The sequence below is a fragment of the Streptomyces sp. NBC_00237 genome, assembly GCF_026342435.1.
Lineage (GTDB): Bacteria > Actinomycetota > Actinomycetes > Streptomycetales > Streptomycetaceae > Streptomyces.
In genome coordinates this window covers 2,567,277-2,585,795 of sequence record NZ_JAPEMT010000001.1, presented here as the reverse complement: position 1 = coordinate 2,585,795, position 18,519 = coordinate 2,567,277, and the positions used below count along the sequence as shown (strand labels likewise).

19 protein-coding genes are annotated in these 18,519 nt (G+C 72.8%); 8 read left to right on the top strand and 11 right to left on the bottom strand.

All coding sequences use genetic code 11. The features are described 5' to 3' along the window. Nucleotides 1-13: 13 nt before the first annotated feature. Together OG897_RS11420 and OG897_RS11415 are read right to left on the bottom strand one after the other, a co-directional pair. The gene (locus OG897_RS11420; RefSeq protein WP_266655396.1) at nt 14-898 is read right to left on the bottom strand and encodes an SDR family NAD(P)-dependent oxidoreductase; all 885 of its coding nucleotides are present in this window, start codon (nt 896-898) and stop codon (nt 14-16) included. Next, nucleotides 898-1,695, bottom strand: a complete 798-nt coding sequence (locus OG897_RS11415; protein WP_266655394.1) for an acetoacetate decarboxylase family protein — start codon at nt 1,693-1,695, stop codon at nt 898-900. Before OG897_RS11415 ends, OG897_RS11420 begins: the two co-directional genes overlap by 1 nt. Nucleotides 1,696-1,813: 118 nt before the next feature. On the opposite strand from OG897_RS11415, the gene OG897_RS11410 reads away from it, so the two are divergent. The 7 genes from OG897_RS11410 to OG897_RS11380 all read left to right on the top strand — a co-directional run bounded on the left by OG897_RS11410 (nt 1,814) and on the right by OG897_RS11380 (nt 10,533). After that, nucleotides 1,814-2,491, top strand: a complete 678-nt coding sequence (locus OG897_RS11410; RefSeq protein ID WP_266655392.1) for a TetR/AcrR family transcriptional regulator — start codon at nt 1,814-1,816, stop codon at nt 2,489-2,491. Between the two features lie 279 nt (nt 2,492-2,770). Beyond that, nucleotides 2,771-5,476, top strand: a complete 2,706-nt coding sequence (locus OG897_RS11405; protein ID WP_266655390.1) for an MXAN_6230/SCO0854 family RING domain-containing protein — start codon at nt 2,771-2,773, stop codon at nt 5,474-5,476. 29 nt (nt 5,477-5,505) lie between these two features. Next, on the top strand, nt 5,506-6,504 hold the full coding sequence (locus OG897_RS11400) for a DEDDh family exonuclease (protein ID WP_266655388.1): 999 nt from the start codon (nt 5,506-5,508) through the stop codon (nt 6,502-6,504). A gap of 95 nt (nt 6,505-6,599) precedes the next feature. After that, entirely contained in the window at nt 6,600-6,833 is a 234-nt protein-coding gene (locus OG897_RS11395) for a hypothetical protein (RefSeq protein WP_266655386.1), read from the top strand. A 90-nt stretch (nt 6,834-6,923) separates the two neighbouring features. Beyond that, on the top strand, nt 6,924-7,739 hold the full coding sequence (locus tag OG897_RS11390) for an SURF1 family protein (RefSeq protein ID WP_266655384.1): 816 nt from the start codon (nt 6,924-6,926) through the stop codon (nt 7,737-7,739). A gap of 180 nt (nt 7,740-7,919) precedes the next feature. Next, nucleotides 7,920-9,773: a glycoside hydrolase family 15 protein gene (locus OG897_RS11385; protein ID WP_266655382.1), complete on the top strand. Its 1,854-nt coding sequence runs from the start codon at nt 7,920-7,922 to the stop codon at nt 9,771-9,773. Nucleotides 9,774-9,777: 4 nt separating this feature from the next. Continuing rightward, a complete protein-coding gene (locus OG897_RS11380; protein WP_266655380.1) occupies nt 9,778-10,533 on the top strand; it encodes an SDR family oxidoreductase in 756 nt (251 codons plus the stop codon). A 224-nt stretch (nt 10,534-10,757) separates the two neighbouring features. Here OG897_RS11380 and amaP read toward each other — a convergent pair whose 3' ends face one another. The 5 genes from amaP to OG897_RS11355 all read right to left on the bottom strand — a co-directional run bounded on the left by amaP (nt 10,758) and on the right by OG897_RS11355 (nt 13,142). Continuing rightward, entirely contained in the window at nt 10,758-11,327 is a 570-nt protein-coding gene (amaP, locus tag OG897_RS11375; protein ID WP_266655379.1) for an alkaline shock response membrane anchor protein AmaP, read from the bottom strand. 7 nt (nt 11,328-11,334) lie between these two features. Further along, complete coding sequence (locus tag OG897_RS11370; protein ID WP_266656752.1) at nt 11,335-11,946, bottom strand: DUF6286 domain-containing protein; 612 nt, start codon at nt 11,944-11,946, stop codon at nt 11,335-11,337. 8 nt (nt 11,947-11,954) lie between these two features. Beyond that, entirely contained in the window at nt 11,955-12,323 is a 369-nt protein-coding gene (locus OG897_RS11365; protein ID WP_266655377.1) for a hypothetical protein, read from the bottom strand. Continuing rightward, nucleotides 12,320-12,535, bottom strand: coding sequence for a hypothetical protein (locus tag OG897_RS11360; protein ID WP_266655375.1), 216 nt, complete (start codon nt 12,533-12,535; stop codon nt 12,320-12,322). The genes OG897_RS11365 and OG897_RS11360 overlap by 4 nt, the downstream gene beginning before the upstream one ends. Nucleotides 12,536-12,602: 67 nt before the next feature. Further along, entirely contained in the window at nt 12,603-13,142 is a 540-nt protein-coding gene (locus tag OG897_RS11355) for an Asp23/Gls24 family envelope stress response protein (RefSeq protein ID WP_266655373.1), read from the bottom strand. Between the two features lie 94 nt (nt 13,143-13,236). Here OG897_RS11355 and OG897_RS11350 point away from each other — a divergent pair, with 94 nt between their 5' ends. Further along, a complete protein-coding gene (locus OG897_RS11350; RefSeq protein ID WP_266655371.1) occupies nt 13,237-14,049 on the top strand; it encodes a nucleopolyhedrovirus P10 family protein in 813 nt (270 codons plus the stop codon). Here the strand turns inward: OG897_RS11350 and OG897_RS11345 are convergent. From OG897_RS11345 to OG897_RS11330, 4 genes are all read right to left on the bottom strand, one after another. Beyond that, the gene (locus tag OG897_RS11345) at nt 14,046-14,837 is read right to left on the bottom strand and encodes an enoyl-CoA hydratase/isomerase family protein (protein WP_266655369.1); all 792 of its coding nucleotides are present in this window, start codon (nt 14,835-14,837) and stop codon (nt 14,046-14,048) included. The two genes, OG897_RS11350 and OG897_RS11345, sit on opposite strands and share 4 nt — an antisense overlap. Nucleotides 14,838-14,950: 113 nt before the next feature. After that, nucleotides 14,951-15,169 (bottom strand): helix-turn-helix domain-containing protein, encoded by a 219-nt coding sequence (locus tag OG897_RS11340; protein WP_185035675.1) that lies wholly within the window; start codon nt 15,167-15,169, stop codon nt 14,951-14,953. 444 nt (nt 15,170-15,613) lie between these two features. Continuing rightward, nucleotides 15,614-17,212, bottom strand: coding sequence for an ABC-F family ATP-binding cassette domain-containing protein (locus tag OG897_RS11335; protein WP_266655368.1), 1,599 nt, complete (start codon nt 17,210-17,212; stop codon nt 15,614-15,616). 143 nt (nt 17,213-17,355) lie between these two features. After that, nucleotides 17,356-18,273: a hypothetical protein gene (locus OG897_RS11330; protein ID WP_266655367.1), complete on the bottom strand. Its 918-nt coding sequence runs from the start codon at nt 18,271-18,273 to the stop codon at nt 17,356-17,358. Nucleotides 18,274-18,519 lie beyond the last annotated feature (246 nt).

The window sequence follows — 18,519 nt, the reverse complement described above, 5'->3', positions numbered from 1 at the left end:
GTCGGAAGGAGTCTCAGTCGAGAATGAACTTTTCGAGGTACGAGGGGTGGGAGCGGTCCAGCATCGACTGGGAACGCGCCCTGATCTGCCGGTCGCTGTGCTCGCTCTCGGGGAGCATCCAGAAGCGGTCCGCCCTGATGCCGTCCACGACGACCCCGGCGACCTCCTCGACCGGCGTGAACGCGATCTCCTGACCGGCCTCCTTCATCGCCGCCTCCCACTGGTCGAGGCTGCGGTACGGAGTGCGGCGCGGACGCTCCTTGGCATAGCGCGAGGGCCTGTTGCGGTGCGACTCCCACAGGCCGGTGCGCAGCATGTGCGGGCCGGGGAAGAGCACGGACGCGCCCACCTGCGCCTGTTCCGCCTTCAGGTGCGCGTACAGCGACTCGGTCATCGTCACCACGGCCGCCTTCGTGACGGCGTACACGGAGGCGGTCGGCAGGGGGGCGATGCCGCCGTCGCCGGAGGAGGTGTTGACGACGTGCCCGGGTTCGCCGCCCGCGAGCATGCGCGGCACGAATGCCTGGATGCCGTGGAAGACGCCCCAGACGTTGACGGCGAACGCCCACTTCCAGTCGTTGGGTTCGTGCTCCCACATGCGGCCCTCGGCGCCGGAGCCGACACCGGCGTTGTTGCACAGGACGTGCACCGCGCCGAAGGCGTCGTACGCGGCGTCCGCCAGCTCCCGCACGGAGTCGCGCTCGCTGACGTCCACGACGCGCGCCAGCACCTGTGCGCCGCCCTCGCGCAGCTCCGTGGCGGCCTTGCCGAGGGCGCCCTCCTCGACGTCCGCGAGGACGACCTTCAGGCCCTCATCGGCGAACCGCCGCGCCATCGCCAGCCCGATGCCGCTCGCCGCGCCCGTGACGACGGCCGTCTGCCCCGCCCGCAGCTCCATCAGGCACTCCCCTCCGGCGGTCCGTCGAGGATCTGCTGCGGGTCGTCGTAGCGCTGGTGGATGTAGGGCAGCAGGGCCTGCGCGCCGACCCGTTCGACGACCCTGCCGCTCTGGTCGCTGGTCTTCTCGCCGAGGGTGATCTCCACGAGGCGGCGCACCGGGAGGTCGGCCACGGGGTCGTACATGGACTCGCGGAGCACGACGTCTCCGGTCACCTGCTCCAGCTTGCGGACCTTCTCGTGCCGGGTGCACCGCACGAGCACCGGGTCGGCGTCGAAGCCGTGCCCGTCGACGGCGGGCAGGAACTTGAAGTAGAAGTCGTGCTTCTCGACCGGCTCGGGCAGCGGGAGCGCCCCGGACACCGCGCCGCGCACCTCGACGAAGGCGATGCCGTGCCGGGCGAGGGCGGCCCGGACCACCAGACCGTCGCGCTCCACCGTCACCTCGCCGAGCTTCTTGGGCTCGCCGAAGACCTCGCGGCCGCCGATCAGGGCGCGTTCGTGGGTCATGGGCATGACGAGGGGGTACCAGCCCTCGCACCCGTCGTACGCGGCGGCGACCGCCACCGAACCGGCCCCCAGCGGATAGCCGGGGAGGTCGACCTTGCTGATGTTCGCCCGCACCAGCGGGCGGCCGGTGGGCTTCAGGGGCGGCGGCAGGACGGCCGCCACCGCGTCCGGGTCGCTCTCCCAGACGGCCACCACGCCGGTGGACCAGATGTCGGGGAGCTGGGTGCTCCTGGTGCGCGCGGCCTCGATCTCGGCCTCGGTGCGCGCTCCGTACCGTACGCGTGCCATGTCGTACCACCCTTCGTCGGTCGTGCCGTTCGCGGGTCGCTCCGCCCCTGCTGCTGTAACACTGTTACAGCAGCAGCGATGAAGGGTAAAGAGACGTGCACGGAAGGAAGTTGGGGACATGCGAAGAGTTCAGCTCACCCGCGAGGACGTGCTGGACGCCGCCGCGCGGCTCGTCGTGCAGCACGGTCCGCAGGACCTGACCATGCGCAAGCTCGCCGCCGAGCTGGGCACGGCGGTCACGTCGATCTACTGGCACGTGGGCAACCGGGAGTCCCTCCTCGACGCCCTCGTCGAGCGGACCGTGCGGGAGATGGGCGCACTGGTGCCGCGCGGCCGCACGCCCGTCGACCGGGTCGTGTCGGTGGCGCGCGCACTGCGCCGTGAGCTGCGCGCCCGTCCGCACCTGATCGCGATGGTGCACGAACGCGGTCTCACGGAGCGGATGTTCCTGCCCGCGCAACAGGCGCTGGTGCACGAGGTGCACGCGGCGGGCCTGCGGGGGGCACGCGCGGCACAGGCGGTGCGGGCGGTGCAGTTCCAGGTGGTGGGGCACGTGCTGGTGGAGCGGAACCGGGAGAGGGCGCCGGTGCAGTCCCCCGGAGAGGGCGAGCTGTGGTCGGCGGACCTCGCCGAGGACGACCCGGCGCTGGCGCGGGCCCTGGCGCATCCGGCGGACCCGGAGCGGGTGTTCGTGGTGTCGGTACGGGCACTGGCGGGGGCGCTGCTGGGCGGCTCTTCCAGCCCGTCGATGGGGTCTCCCCTGCTTGAGCGAAGCCGAGAGCTTGGGGAAGATTGAGGACGCGCGGCGCAGCCGTGCACCGGGCGCAGCCGTGCACCAGGCGCAGCCCGGGACGCCCGCCTCCACCGGGGGAGACGGAAAATGGGTGGAGGACGTGAGAGGGGCATGCATAGAATCACCCGCGCAGGGCGGCTCCGCGCGCGCTTCCTTCTCATCCTCCGACGCCGTAGCGCCCCCACTCTCCGTCCCTGCCACAAGCCCGCCACAGGATTCAGCCGCGCCCCGGCACCGCCCACGCGCCGCTTCGTCGCGCACCGCCCCTCGCGGAAGGCCCACTTGCCCTCACCCCAGTCCGTGCTGCTCCGCCGGACCCAGACCGTGCACCTCGACCTCGCCCCGGCCCTCGCCGAGGACCCGCGCACCGCGCCGCGCCTCGTCGTACTCGAAGCGGAACTCCTCGACCGGGGCTTCGCGTTGACCGCGCCCCTGCACGCCGCGTTCGCCGCGCTGGACCACATCGACCTGGCCCGTGAGGGCCGTCTGCTGCTGTCCGGTGCCGACGAGCTGCTGGGCTCGCACCGCACGCACACCCCGCTGTTCCAGCTCTTCCCGCTCACCGTGCCGTGCGACACCGCCCTGCTGTACGTGGACCGCGTCTTCACGCTGCTGCTCCAGGAGCCGCAGCAGCCCTGCGTGCTGTGCGGCGCGGTCTCCACCGTGCATCCGGTGTCGCCGTGCGCCCATCTGGTGTGCCGTGCCTGCTGGGACGGCGCGGACTACTCGGGCTGCCCGATCTGCCACCGTCGCCTCGATCCGGACGACCCGTTCCTGACCCCGGTCGCTCCCCCCGCACGCCCGGCGCGCGGAGCATCCCGTCGTCCGGCCTTCGCGGGACCGCTGCGCCTGCTCTCCCTCGGTACCGACCTCCCCTCCGCGTCGGCCACCGAGGCACGGAAACTGATGGTGCGTCAGACCCCGCTCTCCGGGCAGGAGTACGCGGACCTGGCCGCCCTCCTCCCGGCCCTGCCCGCCGACCTCTCCGCACTGCCCGAGGACATCCCCGTACGCGAGACCAAGGCCCTCGTCCTGGGCACCCTGCTGTGCGAGCCGCGCACCGCCGACGCGGCGCGGGCGCAGTTGCGGGCGAGGCTCACCACGGCCACCGACGTACTGCGGCTGCTCTGTGTGCGCTCGGGCGGCAACGCGGCCCTGCTGAAGCCGCCCCGGTTCCGCAGCCTGCCGCGCGCACTGCGGCGCGAGCTCCTCGCCGTACTGGACGAACTGCACACGGGCTCGCTCATCGAGGACCTGCGCCGCCACCCGGGCCCCTGGAAGCGTGCGGCCGAGAGCCTGCATCCGTACGAGCAGTACGCACGCCACCCCCGGGCCGCGCTCGCCTTCGCCGTGCTGCGCGAGACCGACACCGACGCGTTCCCCGAGCTGCGGGAACTCGCCGCGCAGCACCCCCGGTGGGTGACGGTCGAGGACGGCCGGGTCCGTGCCGTGACCTGGAACGGGCAGGTCGAGACGGCCCTCGCCGCACGGGAACTCCCGCGCGCGACAAGGCTGTTGCGCCAGCGCCCTGGCGAACTGCTGCGCCGCCTGGATCACGTACTGCGGCTGTACGACACCGCAGCCGCGCCGGACGACACCGGGGCCGCGCCGGACGGTGCCGAAGCCGCGCCGGACGCCCTCGACGCGCTCGCCGAGGCGCTGGAGCACACGCTCCCCCGGGCCGGGGTGGGCGCCCTGGTGTCCGCGTACGGCGCACTGCGCGTGCGCCACCGGACGGATCCCCCGGCACGCCGGGTGTTCTTCCCGCGCGGCGAGGTCACCCGTGCCTTCGCCGTGGCGGAGGACCGGGCTCCGCTGCCCGCCGGGCCGGCCGCCCGGGTGTGCGGCCTGCTGGAGGCCGAGGTGCTGCGGCGGCTCGCGGAGCGGGAGGGATACGACCACGCCGTGATCGACGAGGCGCTGGAGGACCTGACCGTGCCGTTCGCCGAGCACGCGTCCGCCGCCTCGCTCGTCGCGGTGCCCCGGGGCAGCCGCCTGCCGTTGCCGCCCGGCGAGGCGATGCGGCTGTTCCTGCACTGGACGCAACCGGCGGACACCCGGGTGGACCTCGACCTGTCGGTGGCGTTCTACGGCAGCGACCTGACCTTCGTGGGGCTGTGCGACTACACCGCGCTGCGGCACGACGGGGGTGCGGCGGTGCACTCCGGCGACCTGACCTCCGCGCCCGCCCCTGGCGGGGCCACGGAGTACGTCGACCTGGAGCTGCCGCTGCTCGCGCACGCCGGGATCGCGTACGCCATGCCCGTCGTCTTCTCCTTCAACAACATCGCGTTCGAGAAGCTGACGGACGCCTTCGCGGGCTTCATGGAACTCGACGGCGGACGCCCGCGCGACTCCTCGTACGACCCGCGCACGGTCCGCCAGCGCTTCGACCTGGCGGGCGACTCGCAGGTCTGCGTCCCCATGCTGGTGGACCTGCGCCGCCGCGAGGCGCTGTGGACGGACCTCCATCTGCCGCCCGCCGGAGGCTTCCAGAGCATCGCCTCGCACACCCACGACCTGGGCAGGATCGCCCGGGACCTCACCTCGTACTTCTCCTTCGGCAGCCGTACGAACATGGCCGACCTCGCCCGCTGGCACGCGGCGGCACGCGCGCCGGAGGTGACCGTGGTGCGGCGGGACGGTGCGCTGTGGACGTACCGGCGTGCGGAGGGCGAGAGTGCGGCCGCCTTCGCCGGGCGGCTGGCGGCGGCCGAAGTGCCGCAGGAGCACGGGACGTCGACGGACCTCGAAGGGCTCCTCTCGGGGCGGCGGGTGCTGGTGGCCCGGGTGCACGGGGAGCCCGTGCCCGAGAAGGCGACCGGCACGGTCTACCGGCTCTTCCCCGGACCGGTCGACGGGCACCGGGGAGTGACGCGGGTCACGGCCGGGGACCTCGTCGCGGAACTCGGGCCGGTGCCACCGGAGGTGGGGACCGGAGGGGCCCGGGACCCGATGCCGGAAACGGGCTCCGTACTGGGCGAATAGGGGACTGTCAGTGTCGGCCCGTATTCTCTGTGACCATGCTCGATGACCAGACCACAGCGGCAGCAACCTGGCCGACCGCCTACCCGAAGGGGTACGCGGTCGTCGACGTGGAGACCACAGGTCTCTCCCGCGACGACCGGATAATCTCCGCCGCCGTCTACCGCCTCGACGCGCACGGCGACGTGGTCGACCACTGGTACACCCTGGTCAACCCCGAGCGGGATCCAGGGCCGACGTGGATCCACGGGCTGACCACCGAGGTCTTGGAGGGCGCGCCGCTCTTCCCGGAGATCGCGGGCGAGCTGTCCGAGCGGCTCGACGGGCGGGTCCTCGTCGCGCACAACGCGATGTTCGACTGGTCGATGCTGGCGCGGGAGTACGCACGGGCCGGGCACGTCGCCCCCGTACGGCAGCGGCTGTGCACCATCGCGCTCGCCAAGGAGCTGGCGCTGCCGCTGCCCAACCACAAGCTGGCCTCGCTGGCCGCCCACTTCGGCGTGGTGCAGCAGCACGCGCACCACGCGCTGGACGACGCCCGCGTCCTCGCGGAGGCGTTCCGGCCGAGCCTGCACGCGGCGGCGCAGGGCGGGGTCCGGCTGCCCCTTCTGGAGTGCCGCCCGCTGACCGAGTGGTCGGACGCGCCCGCCGCTCCCCGGATCGGCTACCAGTCCTCGTACGGCGGGAGCGGCGGCGGGCAGGGCAGTTGGCGGCCCTCCAAGAAGCGGCCCGCCTGCCCGTACCCGAACCCGGGCCGCTACCAGGCGGACAAGCCGCTGATGCAGGGGATGCGGGTGGCGTTCTCCGGCGACACGTCGGTGGACCGGGACCTCCTGGAGGACCGTACGGTCGAGGCGGGACTGCACGTCGCGACGAGCGTGTCCCGGCTGACGAGCCTGCTGGTCACCAACGACCCGGACTCGGCGACCTCCAAGACCGTCAAGGCCAAGTCCTTCGGCACCCCGGTCGTCGACGAGGCGGCGTACACGCATCTGCTGCGCGACGTGGCGCCGGCCCGGACCAGCGCGTAGGGCGGGGGCTCGTAGGACCGCTCACACCGTCGGACGGGTGACGGTCGGGCGTGCCCCGCACGCCCTGCGCCCCTGCGCACTGCACCCTGTGCCCCATGGCACGATGCGAGGTTTGCGGAAACGACTACGGCATGTCCTTCGAGGTGCACGCGCAGGGCGCGGTGCACGTGTTCGACTGCTTCTCCTGCGCCATCCACCGGATGGCCCCGATCTGCGAGCACTGCCGGTGCCGCATCATCGGCCAGGGCGTCGAGGTCGAGGGCCAGTGGTTCTGCGGTGCGCACTGCTCCCGCGCGGAGGGGAAGGTGGGCATCGTCGACAAGGTGTGAGACGTCCGGTCCCCCTCGCTCTCCCCTCGGCTCCCCCGGCTCGGGCAACCCGCCCACCGGGGGACTTCTCACGCCAGGTACCGTCAAAGCGTGTACCGCTTCCTGTTGTCCCGGCAGTGGGTGATCCTCACCCTCCTGGCGCTGGTCCTCATGCCCGTCATGGTCGAACTCGGCTTCTGGCAGTACCACCGCCACGAGCACAGGGTCGCCCAGAACCAGCTGATCGCCGGGAACCTGAAGGCGAAGCCGAAGCCCGTCCAGGAGCTCACGTCTCCCGGCCACTCCGTCCCGCGCGCCGACTTCTGGCGCACGGCGACCGCCACCGGCAGGTACGACACCGCGCACGAGGTCGTCGTGCGCCGCCGCACCTCGTCCGACGACCAGGTCGGCTTCCTCGTGCTGACCCCGCTTGACCTGAAGGGCGGCGGCACGGTCCTGGTCAACCGGGGCTGGGTCCCGTTCGCCACCGATCAGCAGGCGTTCCCGCACGTCCCGGTCCCGCCGAAGGGCGAGGTGACGATCACCGGTCGGCTGAAGGCGGACGAGACGACGTCCGGCAGCGGCATCAAGGACCTGAAGGACCTGCCGCCCCGGCAGGTGATGCTGATGAACAGCGCGCAGCAGTCGAAGCTGCTGGGCCGCCCGGTGCTCGGCGGCTACCTGGAGCTGACCGATCCGGTTCCGCCGGACAACAGCCCCGAGGTGATCGGCACCCCCGACTCGGAGTCGATCGGCCCGCACATGGCGTACGCCGTGCAGTGGTGGCTGTTCGTGGCCGCGGTGCCCGTCGGCTGGGTCATTCTCGTACGACGTGAGAAGCGCGAGCGGGACGCTGTGGCGGCCGGGATCGCGCAGGACGCCGACGAGGCGGCCGAGGCGGAGAAGCCGGAGACGGCTTCCGCCTGATCGTCGGTGGGGGCAGCTCCTCGGTGCGTGCGAGCCGTGCGTGCGCGCGGTGCGTGCGAGCCGTGCGTGCGAACGGTGCGTACGAGCCGTGCGTGCGCGCGGTGCGTGCGCTGTGACCGGTGTGAACACGTGACCGACGTGGCTGATTGACGCCGCGCCCGGACGGGAACACGCTTCAGCGTGACCCAACGCATCGAGGACTACGCGCTCATCGGGGACCTCCAGACCGCGGCCCTGGTCGGCCGCGACGGTTCCCTCGACTGGCTCTGCCTGCCCCGCTTCGACTCCGCCGCGTGTTTCGCCGCCCTGCTCGGCGACCAGGAGAACGGCCATTGGCGGCTCGCCCCGGAGGGCGCGGGCACCTGTGCCTCCCGCTCCTACCGGGGCGAATCGCTGGTCCTGGAGACCGTGTGGGAGACCCGTTCGGGCAGTGTCAAGGTCACCGACTTCATGCCGCAGCGCGACCAGGCCCCCGATGTCGTACGGATCGTGGAAGGGCTCTCCGGCGAGGTCACCGTGCACTCCACGCTCCGGCTGCGCTTCGACTACGGCCACATCGTGCCGTGGGTGCGCCGCACGGACGGCCACCGGGTCGCGGTCGCGGGCCCCGACGCGATCTGGCTGCGGGACGTGTCGCGGGCGGCGGACGGGACGGAGGGCGAGGGGCCCCGGGTGAAGACCTGGGGGCAGCAGTACAGCACCCGCTCCTCCTTCTGCGTACGGCCCGGCGAGCAGGTCGCGTTCGTGCTGACCTGGCACCCCTCGCACGAGCCGAGGCCCCCTCTCATCAACCCGTACGAGTCGCTGGCGCACAGCCTCCAGGACTGGGAGGAGTGGGCGGCGAAGTGCACGTACGAAGGGCCGCACCGGGAGGCCGTACTGCGTTCGCTCATCACGCTCAAGGCCCTCACCTACGCGCCCACCGGCGGCATCGTCGCCGCGCCGACGACCTCGCTGCCGGAGGAGATCGGCGGCGTACGGAACTGGGACTACCGGTACTGCTGGCTGCGCGACTCCACCCTGACCCTGGGCTCGCTGCTGTCCGCCGGGTACCTCGACGAGGCCGCCGACTGGCGCGACTGGCTGCTGCGCGCGGTCGCCGGGGACCCCGCCGACCTGAAGATCATGTACGGCATCTCCGGCGAGCGCCGCCTGCCGGAGCTGGAACTTCCGTGGCTGCGCGGGTACGAGAACTCCGCCCCGGTGCGGATCGGGAACGACGCTGCGGAACAGCTCCAGCTCGATGTGTACGGGGAGGTCATCGACTCGCTGTACGTGGCGCGGGAGGCCGGGCTCGCGCCCAAGCCGCACGCCTGGAAGCTCCAGCTGAGCCTGCTCGGCTTCCTGGAGACGATGTGGCGGGAGCCCGACGACGGGCTGTGGGAAGTGCGGGGACCTCGTCGGCACTTCGTGCACTCCAAGGTGATGGCGTGGGTGGCCGCCGACCGTGCGGTGCGGATTCTGGAGGAGGACCCTTCGCTTCCGGGGGACGCCGCACGCTGGCGGGCGATGCGCGACGAGGTGCACCGCGAGGTCTGCGAGAAGGGCTACGACCCCGAGCGCAACACCTTCACCCAGTCCTACGGGTCGGTGGAGCTGGACGCGGCGACGCTGCTGATTCCGCAGGTGGGATTCCTGCCGCCGGACGATCCTCGGGTGGTGGGGACGGTGGAGGCGGTCCGGGCCGAGCTGGGGCGGGGCAGTGCCTTCATCCGGCGGTACAGCGCGGACGAGGCCGAGGCCACGGAGGGCAATCGGGTCGACGGGCTGCCGGGGGGCGAGGGCGCGTTCTTGGTGTGTTCGTTCTGGCTGGCGGACGCGCTGCTGATGACCGGGCGGGTGAAGGAGGCGCGGGAGCTGTTCGACACGCTGTGCGCGCTGCGGAACGACGTGGGGCTGCTGGCGGAGGAGTACGACCCGGTGACGCGTCGGCAGATCGGGAACTTCCCGCAGGCGTTCAGCCATATCGGGCTGGTGGGAACGGCGTTGGCGCTGGCCCGGGAGGAGGCGTCCTCCGAGGAGGGTGCAGGATAGGGCCATGGATCTTGGACTGAAGGATCGTGTGTACGTGGTCACGGGTGCGAGCCGTGGCCTGGGCTTCGCCGCGGCGAAGGAGCTCGTGGCGGACGGGGCGAAGGTCGTCCTGACGGCGCGCGACGAGAAGGCCGTCGGCGAGGCCGCCGAGGCTCTCGGGCCGAACGCGGTGGCGGTCGCGGCGGACAACGCGGATCCCGCTGCCGCGGGGAGGCTGGTCGCGGAGGCGCGGGCTCGTTTCGGCGGGTTCGACGGGATGCTGATCAGCGTCGGGGGGCCTGCGGCGGGGAGTACGTCGGAGAACACCGACGAGCAGTGGCGGGACGCCTTCGAGTCGGTGTTCCTGGGCGCGGTACGGCTGGCGCGGACGGCGGCGGCGGAACTGGGTGAGGGGGGTGTGATCGGCTTCGTGCTGTCGGCGTCGGTGCACGAGCCGATCCCGGGGCTCGCCATCTCCAACGGTCTGCGGCCGGGGCTCGCGGGGTTCGCGAAGACCCTCGCGGAAGAGGTCGGGCCTCGGGGGATCCGAGTGATCGGGCTGCTCCCGGCGCGGATCGACACGGACCGGGTGCGGTACCTGGACTCGCTGGCCGATGATCCGGAGGCGGTGCGGGAGGCGCATGCGGCGCGGATTCCGCTGCGGAGGTACGGGACGGCGGAGGAGTTCGGGCGGGTGGCGGCGTTCATGCTGTCGCCGGGCGCGTCGTACCTGACCGGGGTCATGCTCCCGGTGGACGGCGGGGCCCGTCACGGCTTCTGAGGCTCCCGCCCGCTCGGCGCGAGTCGGGTGGGTGGCTGGGGTCACTGCCCGGAGGCTCCGCCCCGGGCCCCCGGCCCTCCATCTCACCCTGCGGGGCTTGGAGTTGGTACGTGCGGGTGCGTCGTGGCTGGTCGCGCCCACGCGGCAGAGCCGTACATCGATACAGCCCCGCGCCCCTGGCGGACTGCTTCGCAGCCTCCCCCGCCCCACCCGGGGCCCTGGCATCACCGCGCCCTGCGACCTCGGGCCCGTACCGTCACCTCCGCAGGCAAGTGGGCCGACCCGATGGACTGCTGTGCCCTCACCAGCGCGACCCCGTCGACCTCCGACACCACCCACGCCGGGACGGCCGTCCCCGTCACCTGGACGGAGATGCGGGCGCGCGGGGCGTTCTGGCGCCCCGTCAGCAGAACCCTCGCCCGCTCGACGCCCGGCACCGCCTCCACCTCGTCGCCCAGCACCCTCTCCAGGGCCCTGCCGCGCAGGAGCACCGCCTCTCCCTCACTCCCCACCCGCACCACACCCAGCCGCTTCTGCCTCATCTGCACCAGCAGCCACCACAGCGCCAGCACCGCGCACACCGAGAGGGTGGCGATGACCACCGGCCACCACCAGCCCTCGCCCCGCCACCGCGTCCGGTCAGCGACGCTCAGCAGGACGTCGTCCCGGCCCGAGAAGGGCCACCAGGACGGGAGCGAGGAGCCTGCCAGGCCCGCCGTCAGTGCCGTGCCGCCGAGGAGGAGAAGGAGAAGGCCGAGCAGGCCCAGCAGCACCCTGTTCACCGGATTGCGCATGGTCCCCTCACCCCTTCCCGCTCTCCGCGCCCGCCCGTTCCACCCGTACCGCGACCGCCGGTTCGTGGGCGAGGCCCAGCTCGTCGACACCCCGGCGCATCGCTTCCCCCACGTCTTCGCGTACGTCCGCGAGTTCACGGAAGTGGGAGACGGCGCGCACCGTCACCCGGCCCCGGCCCACCCGCACCCGCGCCGCCTGCACCCCCGGCACCTCCATCGCCCGTTCGCGCAGGACCAGGGACGCCGCGCCCCGGTGGAGACCGGCCCGCACCTCCCCGTCGCCCGACTCGTTCCAGCGCATCGGGAGCAGGGAGCGCAGGCCCGGCGTCACGGCCAGGACCACCAGCCACAGACCGAGGGCCACCGCCAGTCCCGCGCCGACCTGCACCCACACCTGGCCCAGCGGGCGTTCGGCGAGGGCGGCGGCGAGTTCACGGCGCCAGCGCATGCCGGGGCGTCCGGAACGTACCGCCAGGACGTCGTAGAGGAGGAGGCCCGAGCCTCCCAGGAGGGCCGCTGCGGCCAGCCCGGCGGGGATGCGCCGGGCGGACCAGAAGCGTGTGCGGGCCGTCGGGCCGCCCCGTACGGGCGATGCGCGTTCGGCCTCCAGCGTGGGCACCTGCTCGCTCACCGCGTCCTCCCGCTCTCCGGGGCCCAGCGGTGCAGCCGCTCGACCAGCACTGTCACCTCAGGGACCTCCATGCCCGCCAACTCGCTTACCCTGCTTGACACGTGGTGACGCACCGCGGCGCATCGGGCGGAAAGGTCACCGGGGTAGGCGAGCTCCACGGCGACCCGCACCCGGGCCTCGAAGTCGCGCACCACGACGGTGGCGTGCGGCGGTCCGCCGTCCTCGGGCTCTTCCGCGAGGGCCTCCCGCGCGGCCCGTGCGGCGATCTTCGCGACGACCCGGTCGGCGATCCGGGTGGCACCGCGTTCGGCGGCGGGAATCACCGAGGCCGCCTCGGCCCGCCCGCCCGGTTCCCTGCGCGTCACCGCGGGCGGGGCCTGTTCCTCGGCCGGTCGTCACGGTCCCGGTCGCGCGGGCGCAGGAAGTCACCCGGGTCCAGGTCGCCGTCCAGGTAGCGGCCGACCATGAGCCCGATCAGACCCAGTGCCGCGACCACCACGAACGCGCCGAACCCGCCGAAGTACCCGGCGAAGCCGAGTGCGATGCCGACCGCCAGGCCGACCAGGGACCAACTCATCGAATCGTCCTCACTGCCGTGTGCCGTGTGCCGCGTACGGATGCGTGTGCCTGCGCCGGAGGCCCGCTCACTGGAGGCGCTGCTCCGGCTCGTCCTCTTCCTCGTCGGGGAGCTTCACGTCGCCCACCGCGATGTTGACCTCGACCACTTCCAGGCCCGTCATCCGCTCGACCGCCGCGATCACGTTCTCCCGCACGGCCCTGGCCACGTCCGCGATGGAGACTCCGTACTCGACCACGATGTCCAGGTCGAGGGCCGTCTGCACCTCTCCGACCTCGGCCTTCACGCCCCGGCTCACGGACTTCGCGCCGCCGCCCGGCACCCGGTCACGGACCGCGCCGAAGGTGCGGGAGAAGCCGCCGCCCATCGCGTGCACGCCGACCACGTCGCGGGCGGCGAGTCCGGCGATCTTCTCGACGACGCCGTCGGCGATCGTGGTGCGGCCCCGGGTCGCCGGGTCGCCGCCGCCGCGCTGCGGGGTGCTCGCACCGGTCGCGCGGGCTGCCGTACCGGACGTGCCGGACGGGCGGGACGCGCCGGTCGTGGGGAGTTCCTTCTCCAGGCCGCCCGGCCTGATGCTGCGCTCTTCGGTGTCAGCCATCGCCATTCGTCCCTTTCCGGGGGGTACGCGCTACTGGACTCCGTTGCCACATTAAGTCCGCCTGCCCGATGTCGCGCCGGGGATGCGGCAGGCTGCCCCCATGGCAGACACAGCATCCTCAAGCCCGGGCGGCGGCTGGCAGCAGGCCGTGCGCAGGCGACTGGGCCCGGGCCGACTGCTCCCCCTGGGCTCCCCGGCCGACGGCTCCTGGCTGGCCGAACGCGCGGCCGACACCGTGCTGCGCCGCGCGGCAGCGGACGTACGGGGAGTGGCGCTCGGGGCGCTCCGGGTGGGCCTCGCCGACCCCGACGCCCCTCCGGCCGCACCCGCGGTACCGCCGCCTCCCGGGGCGCTGCCGCCCGGGCCGCTGCGGGTCGAGGCGGAGTTCGAGGCCGCGCTCGGCGAGCCGGTCCCGTACGCGGCCCGGCGGCTGCGGACCGCCCTGTTCGAGGCGGCGGAGGAACGGCTCGGCCTCGCCGTCACCGAGGTGGACCTCCGGGTCACGGGGCTGCTCGGGGAGGCGGGCCGCGCCGGTGCTCCGGGTGCGCCCGGCGACGTACCGGAGGAGGACGTACGGGAAAAGGCGGACCCGGCTGGTCCACCCGGGCGACATGACTCCCCCGAGGCCGCCGCCGAGCGGGCTGCCGCCGCCGTGCCCGGCGTGCTCCGGCTGACCGACGTTCTCGGTGCTCCGGTGCACTACGACGGCACGGCGCTCCCCGGCGGCCACGTCCGGGTGGAGGTGGCGGTGAGCGGGGAGCGCCGTGCGCGGGAGGTGGCTCTGGAAGTGCGTGCGGCCGTGGCGGACGCGGTCGCGGGTGCGGCTGCGGGGCGGCCTTCGGTGGCGGTGCTGGTCACCGAGGTGCACGAAGCGGGCCGACCCGACGCCGCGCGCGGAGGCGGGACCGTCTAGTCGGCGAGGCCCGCGAGGTCGCGGAGCCTGCGGCCCTGGGCCGCGCGCTCGGCGACGCGCTGGGCCTCGTACGTTCGGTCGCAGGCACCCTGGAGCAGCGCCTTGGTCTCGATCACCGCGTCGCGCGGTGCGGCGAGGAGGGCGGCGGTCAGGTCCCGTACCGCGCCGTCGAGTTCGTCGTTCGGCACGACGAGGTTGGCGAGGCCCGTGCGCTCGGCCTCCGCCGCGTGCACGAAGCGGCCCGTGGCGCAGATTTCGAGCGCGCGGGCGTACCCGACGAGGCCCACCAGGGGGTGGGTACCGGTCAGGTCGGGCACCAGGCCGAGGCTGGTCTCGCGCATGGCGAACTGCACGTCCTCGGCGACGACCCGCAGGTCACAGGCGAGGGCGAGCTGGAAACCGGCACCGATGGCATGGCCCTGGACCGCGGCGATGCTGATGATGTCGGTCCGTCGCCACCAGGCGAAAGCCTCCTGGTAGGCGGCGATTTCGGCGTCGAGGTCCGCGTCGGAACCACGCGCGAGATCGAGGAAGGACGGCTCACCGTCGAAGCCTTCCGGAGTGAACGCCTGCCGGTCGAGGCCCGCGGAGAAGGATTTGCCCTCTCCGCGCAGCACGACCACCCGGACATTCCCGGGCAATACCCTCCCGGCCTCCGTCAACGCCCGCCACAGAGCGGGAGATTGGGCGTTGCGCTTGGCCGGGTTGGCCAGGGTCACCGTGGCAACGGCGTCCTCGACGGTGAGTTGCACGCCGTCTTTGTCGAGTACGGGGACGAGTGATGCCATGGGGTGCCTCCGGGGTCGGATACGGTGCCGTCACCAACTAAGTGACTGCACAGTAACCACCCGGCGGACCCGGCCGGCTACCGGCCCCGGTCCTTCACGTACGACAGCGATTGTCAGGCCGTGGCCTTCTTGCCGCGCGTCGCTCCGCCGCGTCCCCGCAGGGTCACTCCGGACTCACTCAGCATCCGGTGGACGAATCCGTAGGAGCGGCCGGTCTCTTCGGCCAACGCCCGGATGCTCGCACCGGAGTCGTACTTCTTCTTCAGGTCTGCCGCGAGCTTGTCGCGCGCGGCGCCGGTTACCCGGCTGCCCTTCTTCAGAGTCTCGGCCACCCGTGCCTCCTCAAGGAAGTGCGCTCTGGACTTCTCATGATCACCCCTCCCGGGCTTCCTGGCCACCCATTCGGCAAGGTCCGTACAACAAGGTTCGCCGTGGAGGAAGTGACGGCCGGGGCCGGAATACGAAATTCCGCGTGTCTTTCGCCATACCGGAATCCGGTGGCTCTCGGGAATGTCCAGGTCAGCACAGCTAAACGATCAGTGGCACGCCGAAGGCCCGCCCCGCTGCGGGACGGGCCTTCGAATGCCAGGGGGCGCGCCGGGGTACGAGAGCGTCTCACCCAGATGAAGGATCACGCGTAGGCCGAATGATCCAGCCGAAGTGGATCAGCCGGGGCCTTCTGCCAGCGCCTTTGCCGGTGGCATATGCCACTGCCACGGCGTCGCGTCCCGGTGGGGGCCCGGACGGGCGGCGGGCGGTCCCCCGGCGGCGACCGGTCAGGCCAGGGCGACGAGGTCCGCGTAGTCCGGGCCCCACAGGTCCTCGACGCCGTCGGGGAGCAGGATGATCCGCTCCGGCTCCAGCGCGTGGACGGCGCCCTCGTCGTGGGTGACGAGGATGACCGCTCCCTTGTACGTACGGAGCGCGCCGAGAATCTCCTCGCGGCTGGCGGGGTCGAGGTTGTTGGTGGGCTCGTCGAGGAGCAGCACGTTCGCGGAGGAGACGACCAGCGTGGCGAGCGCCAGCCGGGTCTTCTCGCCGCCGGAGAGGACCCCGGCGGGCTTGTCGACGTCGTCGCCGGAGAAGAGGAACGAGCCGAGCGTCTTGCGGACCTCGACCAGGTCCAGGTCGGGTGCGGAGGAGCGCATGTTCTCCAGGACCGTGCGGTCCGGGTCGAGCGTCTCGTGCTCCTGGGCGTAGTAGCCCATCTTCAGGCCGTGGCCCTCGATGATCTTTCCGGTGTCGGGCTTCTCGGCGCCCGCCAGCAGCTTCAGGAGCGTCGTCTTGCCGGCGCCGTTGAGGCCGAGGATGACGACGCGGGAGCCCTTGTCGACGGCCAGGTCGACGTCCGTGAAGATCTCCAGGGAGCCGTACGACTTGGACAGGCCCTCCGCCATCAGCGGGGTCTTGCCGCAGGGCGCGGGCTCGGGGAAGCGCAGCTTGGCGACCTTGTCGGAGACCCGGACGGCGTCCAGGCCCGCCAGCAGGCGGTCGGCGCGCTTGGCCATGTTCTGTGCGGCGACCGTCTTGGTGGCCTTGGCGCGCATCTTGTCGGCCTGCGAGTGGAGGACCTTGGCCGTCTTCTCGGCGTTCTGCCGCTCGCGCTTGCGGCGCTTCTCGTCGGCCTCGCGCTGCTGCTGGTAGAGCTTCCAGCCCATGTTGTAGACGTCGATGGCGGCGCGGTTGGCGTCCAGGTAGAAGACCTTGTTGACGACCGTCTCGACCAGCTCGACGTCGTGGGAGATGACGATGAAGCCGCCACGGTAGGTCTTCAGGTAGTCGCGCAGCCAGACGATGGAGTCCGCGTCGAGGTGGTTCGTCGGCTCGTCGAGGAGCAGGGTGTCGGCGTCCGAGAAGAGGATGCGGGCGAGCTCCACGCGGCGGCGCTGACCACCGGAGAGGGTGTGCAGGGGCTGGCCGAGCACACGGTCCGGCAGGCCGAGGGCGGCGGCGATGGTGGCGGCCTCCGCCTCGGCGGCGTATCCGCCCTTGGTGAGGAACTCCGTCTCCAGGCGCTCGTACTTCTTCATCGCCTTCTCGCGGGTGGCGCCCTGTCCGGTGGCCATCTTCTGCTCGTTCTCGCGCATCTTGCGCAGGACGGAGTCGAGGTCGCGGGCGGAGAGGATGCGGTCCTTGGCGAGGACGTCGAGGTCGCCGGTGCGGGGGTCCTGCGGGAGGTAGCCGACCTCGCCGGAGTGCGAGATCGTGCCGCCGGCCGGGATGCCTTCGCCTGCGAGGCACTTGGTCAGGGTGGTCTTGCCCGCGCCGTTGCGGCCGACGAGGCCGATGCGGTCGCCCTTGGCGATGCGGAAGGAAGCGTTCTCGATGAGGATGCGGGCGCCGGCGCGCAGCTCGATGCCGGAGGCGGTGATCACGGAAAAACTCCTGTGCGGGGTGTGACGGCGGAAGGAGGGTCTAGCGGGCGGACTGCTTCTTCGACGCCGCTAATGCACAAAGAGAAGAGCCATGGAACCAGTCTAACGGGCGTGCGCAAGCTGGATTCGGGGGCTTCGGGGCCTCAGTTCCGGGGGCCGGGGACTGGTCGTGCGCGACCCCCGGGGCCGGGTGTGCCGCGCCGCTGGTCGTGGGCGGTGCGGCCGTTGCCGAGGGGGTTGCGGCCGGGGGCGATGCGGCCGAGCGCGTCGACGGGGACGATCTGGTCCGTCCAGGGGACGGACTCGGCGCAGGGCTGCGCGACGAGCAGGACGTGCCCCCGGCGGGCGGTGCGGGCGGGGGCGAAGTGACAGCCGGGCTTCGCGGGGAGCACCCAGCGCAGGTCGCCGTCGACGGTGCGGTACGCGGCGATGTGGTGCGGCGTGAGGACGGCGAGCATCTCGGCGGCCGCGTCGAGGGGCTGGAGGACTCCGGCGGGGCGGCCGTCGAAGGCGGGGATGGCCCGGTGCCAGCGGACGGCGCGTCCGTCGCCGCGCACGGTGTCGGTGACCAGGCCGTCGCTCCAGAGGGTGAAGAGGTGGCCGGGCGCCGCGTGCACGGTCAGCGGGTGGTGACCCGTGCGGGCGTACGTCCACCGGGTGCGTCCGGTGGTCCGGTCGTACGCGTGGACCTCGGCGCCCCGGATGCGCACGGCGGGATCGGGGATGGCGGGGGTTGCCGCCCGGCCGGGGGCGCTCAGGCGGTCGCCGTAGGGGGCGGGGCGGGCCTGGTGGGCGGCGGTGAGGAGGGGGACGGCGAGGAGGGCCGCGAGGACGGGGAGCAGGAGCCGGGCGGTCCGGGTCCGCAGGACGGCTCCCAGGCGGGCGAGACGGCGGCGGGTGCGGAGGCGGGCGAGGCGCAGGGTCCGGCGGGGGGTGCCCGACGGGGGGCGGGAGCCGGGTGCGCGGAGGTGAGGCGTGCGGAGGTGTCGTGTGCGGAGGCGAGTTGCACGGAGGCCGGACGGGCGGAAGCGGGGTGCGGGGCCGCGCTCGGGGTCGGTCATGGGTGTCGGGTTCCCCCTCGTGCTGCCGTTGCCCCGGGGGCGGGCCCGGCTTGGCTCAGAACGTATCGGCGCGGACCGGAGCGCGGGGCCCGCTCCGGCGGCGACACGACGGGGCGAGGGGCAGTCGGTCCTCCGTTCGGCGGTGCCCCTGTGGCGCAGGCAAAGGGGCATGAGGGGAGGAATGGGCTGATACTCGGCGCATGGTGGCGGAGTGCCGTCGCCGGGCCGGTCGCGACGTGGACCGGC

Excerpts from the sequence above, each read along its gene's own strand:
- OG897_RS11420 (WP_266655396.1), bottom strand. The coding sequence starts at position 898 with ATGGAGCTGCGGGCGGGGCAGACGGCCGTCGTCACGGGCGCGGCGAGC.
- OG897_RS11415 (WP_266655394.1), bottom strand. The coding sequence starts at position 1,695 with ATGGCACGCGTACGGTACGGAGCGCGCACCGAGGCCGAGATCGAGGCC.
- OG897_RS11410 (WP_266655392.1), top strand. The coding sequence starts at position 1,814 with ATGCGAAGAGTTCAGCTCACCCGCGAGGACGTGCTGGACGCCGCCGCG.
- OG897_RS11395 (WP_266655386.1), top strand. The coding sequence starts at position 6,600 with ATGGCACGATGCGAGGTTTGCGGAAACGACTACGGCATGTCCTTCGAG.
- OG897_RS11380 (WP_266655380.1), top strand. The coding sequence starts at position 9,778 with ATGGATCTTGGACTGAAGGATCGTGTGTACGTGGTCACGGGTGCGAGC.
- amaP (WP_266655379.1), bottom strand. The coding sequence starts at position 11,327 with ATGCGCAATCCGGTGAACAGGGTGCTGCTGGGCCTGCTCGGCCTTCTC.
- OG897_RS11360 (WP_266655375.1), bottom strand. The coding sequence starts at position 12,535 with ATGAGTTGGTCCCTGGTCGGCCTGGCGGTCGGCATCGCACTCGGCTTC.
- OG897_RS11355 (WP_266655373.1), bottom strand. The coding sequence starts at position 13,142 with ATGGCGATGGCTGACACCGAAGAGCGCAGCATCAGGCCGGGCGGCCTG.
- OG897_RS11350 (WP_266655371.1), top strand. The coding sequence starts at position 13,237 with ATGGCAGACACAGCATCCTCAAGCCCGGGCGGCGGCTGGCAGCAGGCC.
- OG897_RS11345 (WP_266655369.1), bottom strand. The coding sequence starts at position 14,837 with ATGGCATCACTCGTCCCCGTACTCGACAAAGACGGCGTGCAACTCACC.
- OG897_RS11330 (WP_266655367.1), bottom strand. The coding sequence starts at position 18,273 with ATGACCGACCCCGAGCGCGGCCCCGCACCCCGCTTCCGCCCGTCCGGC.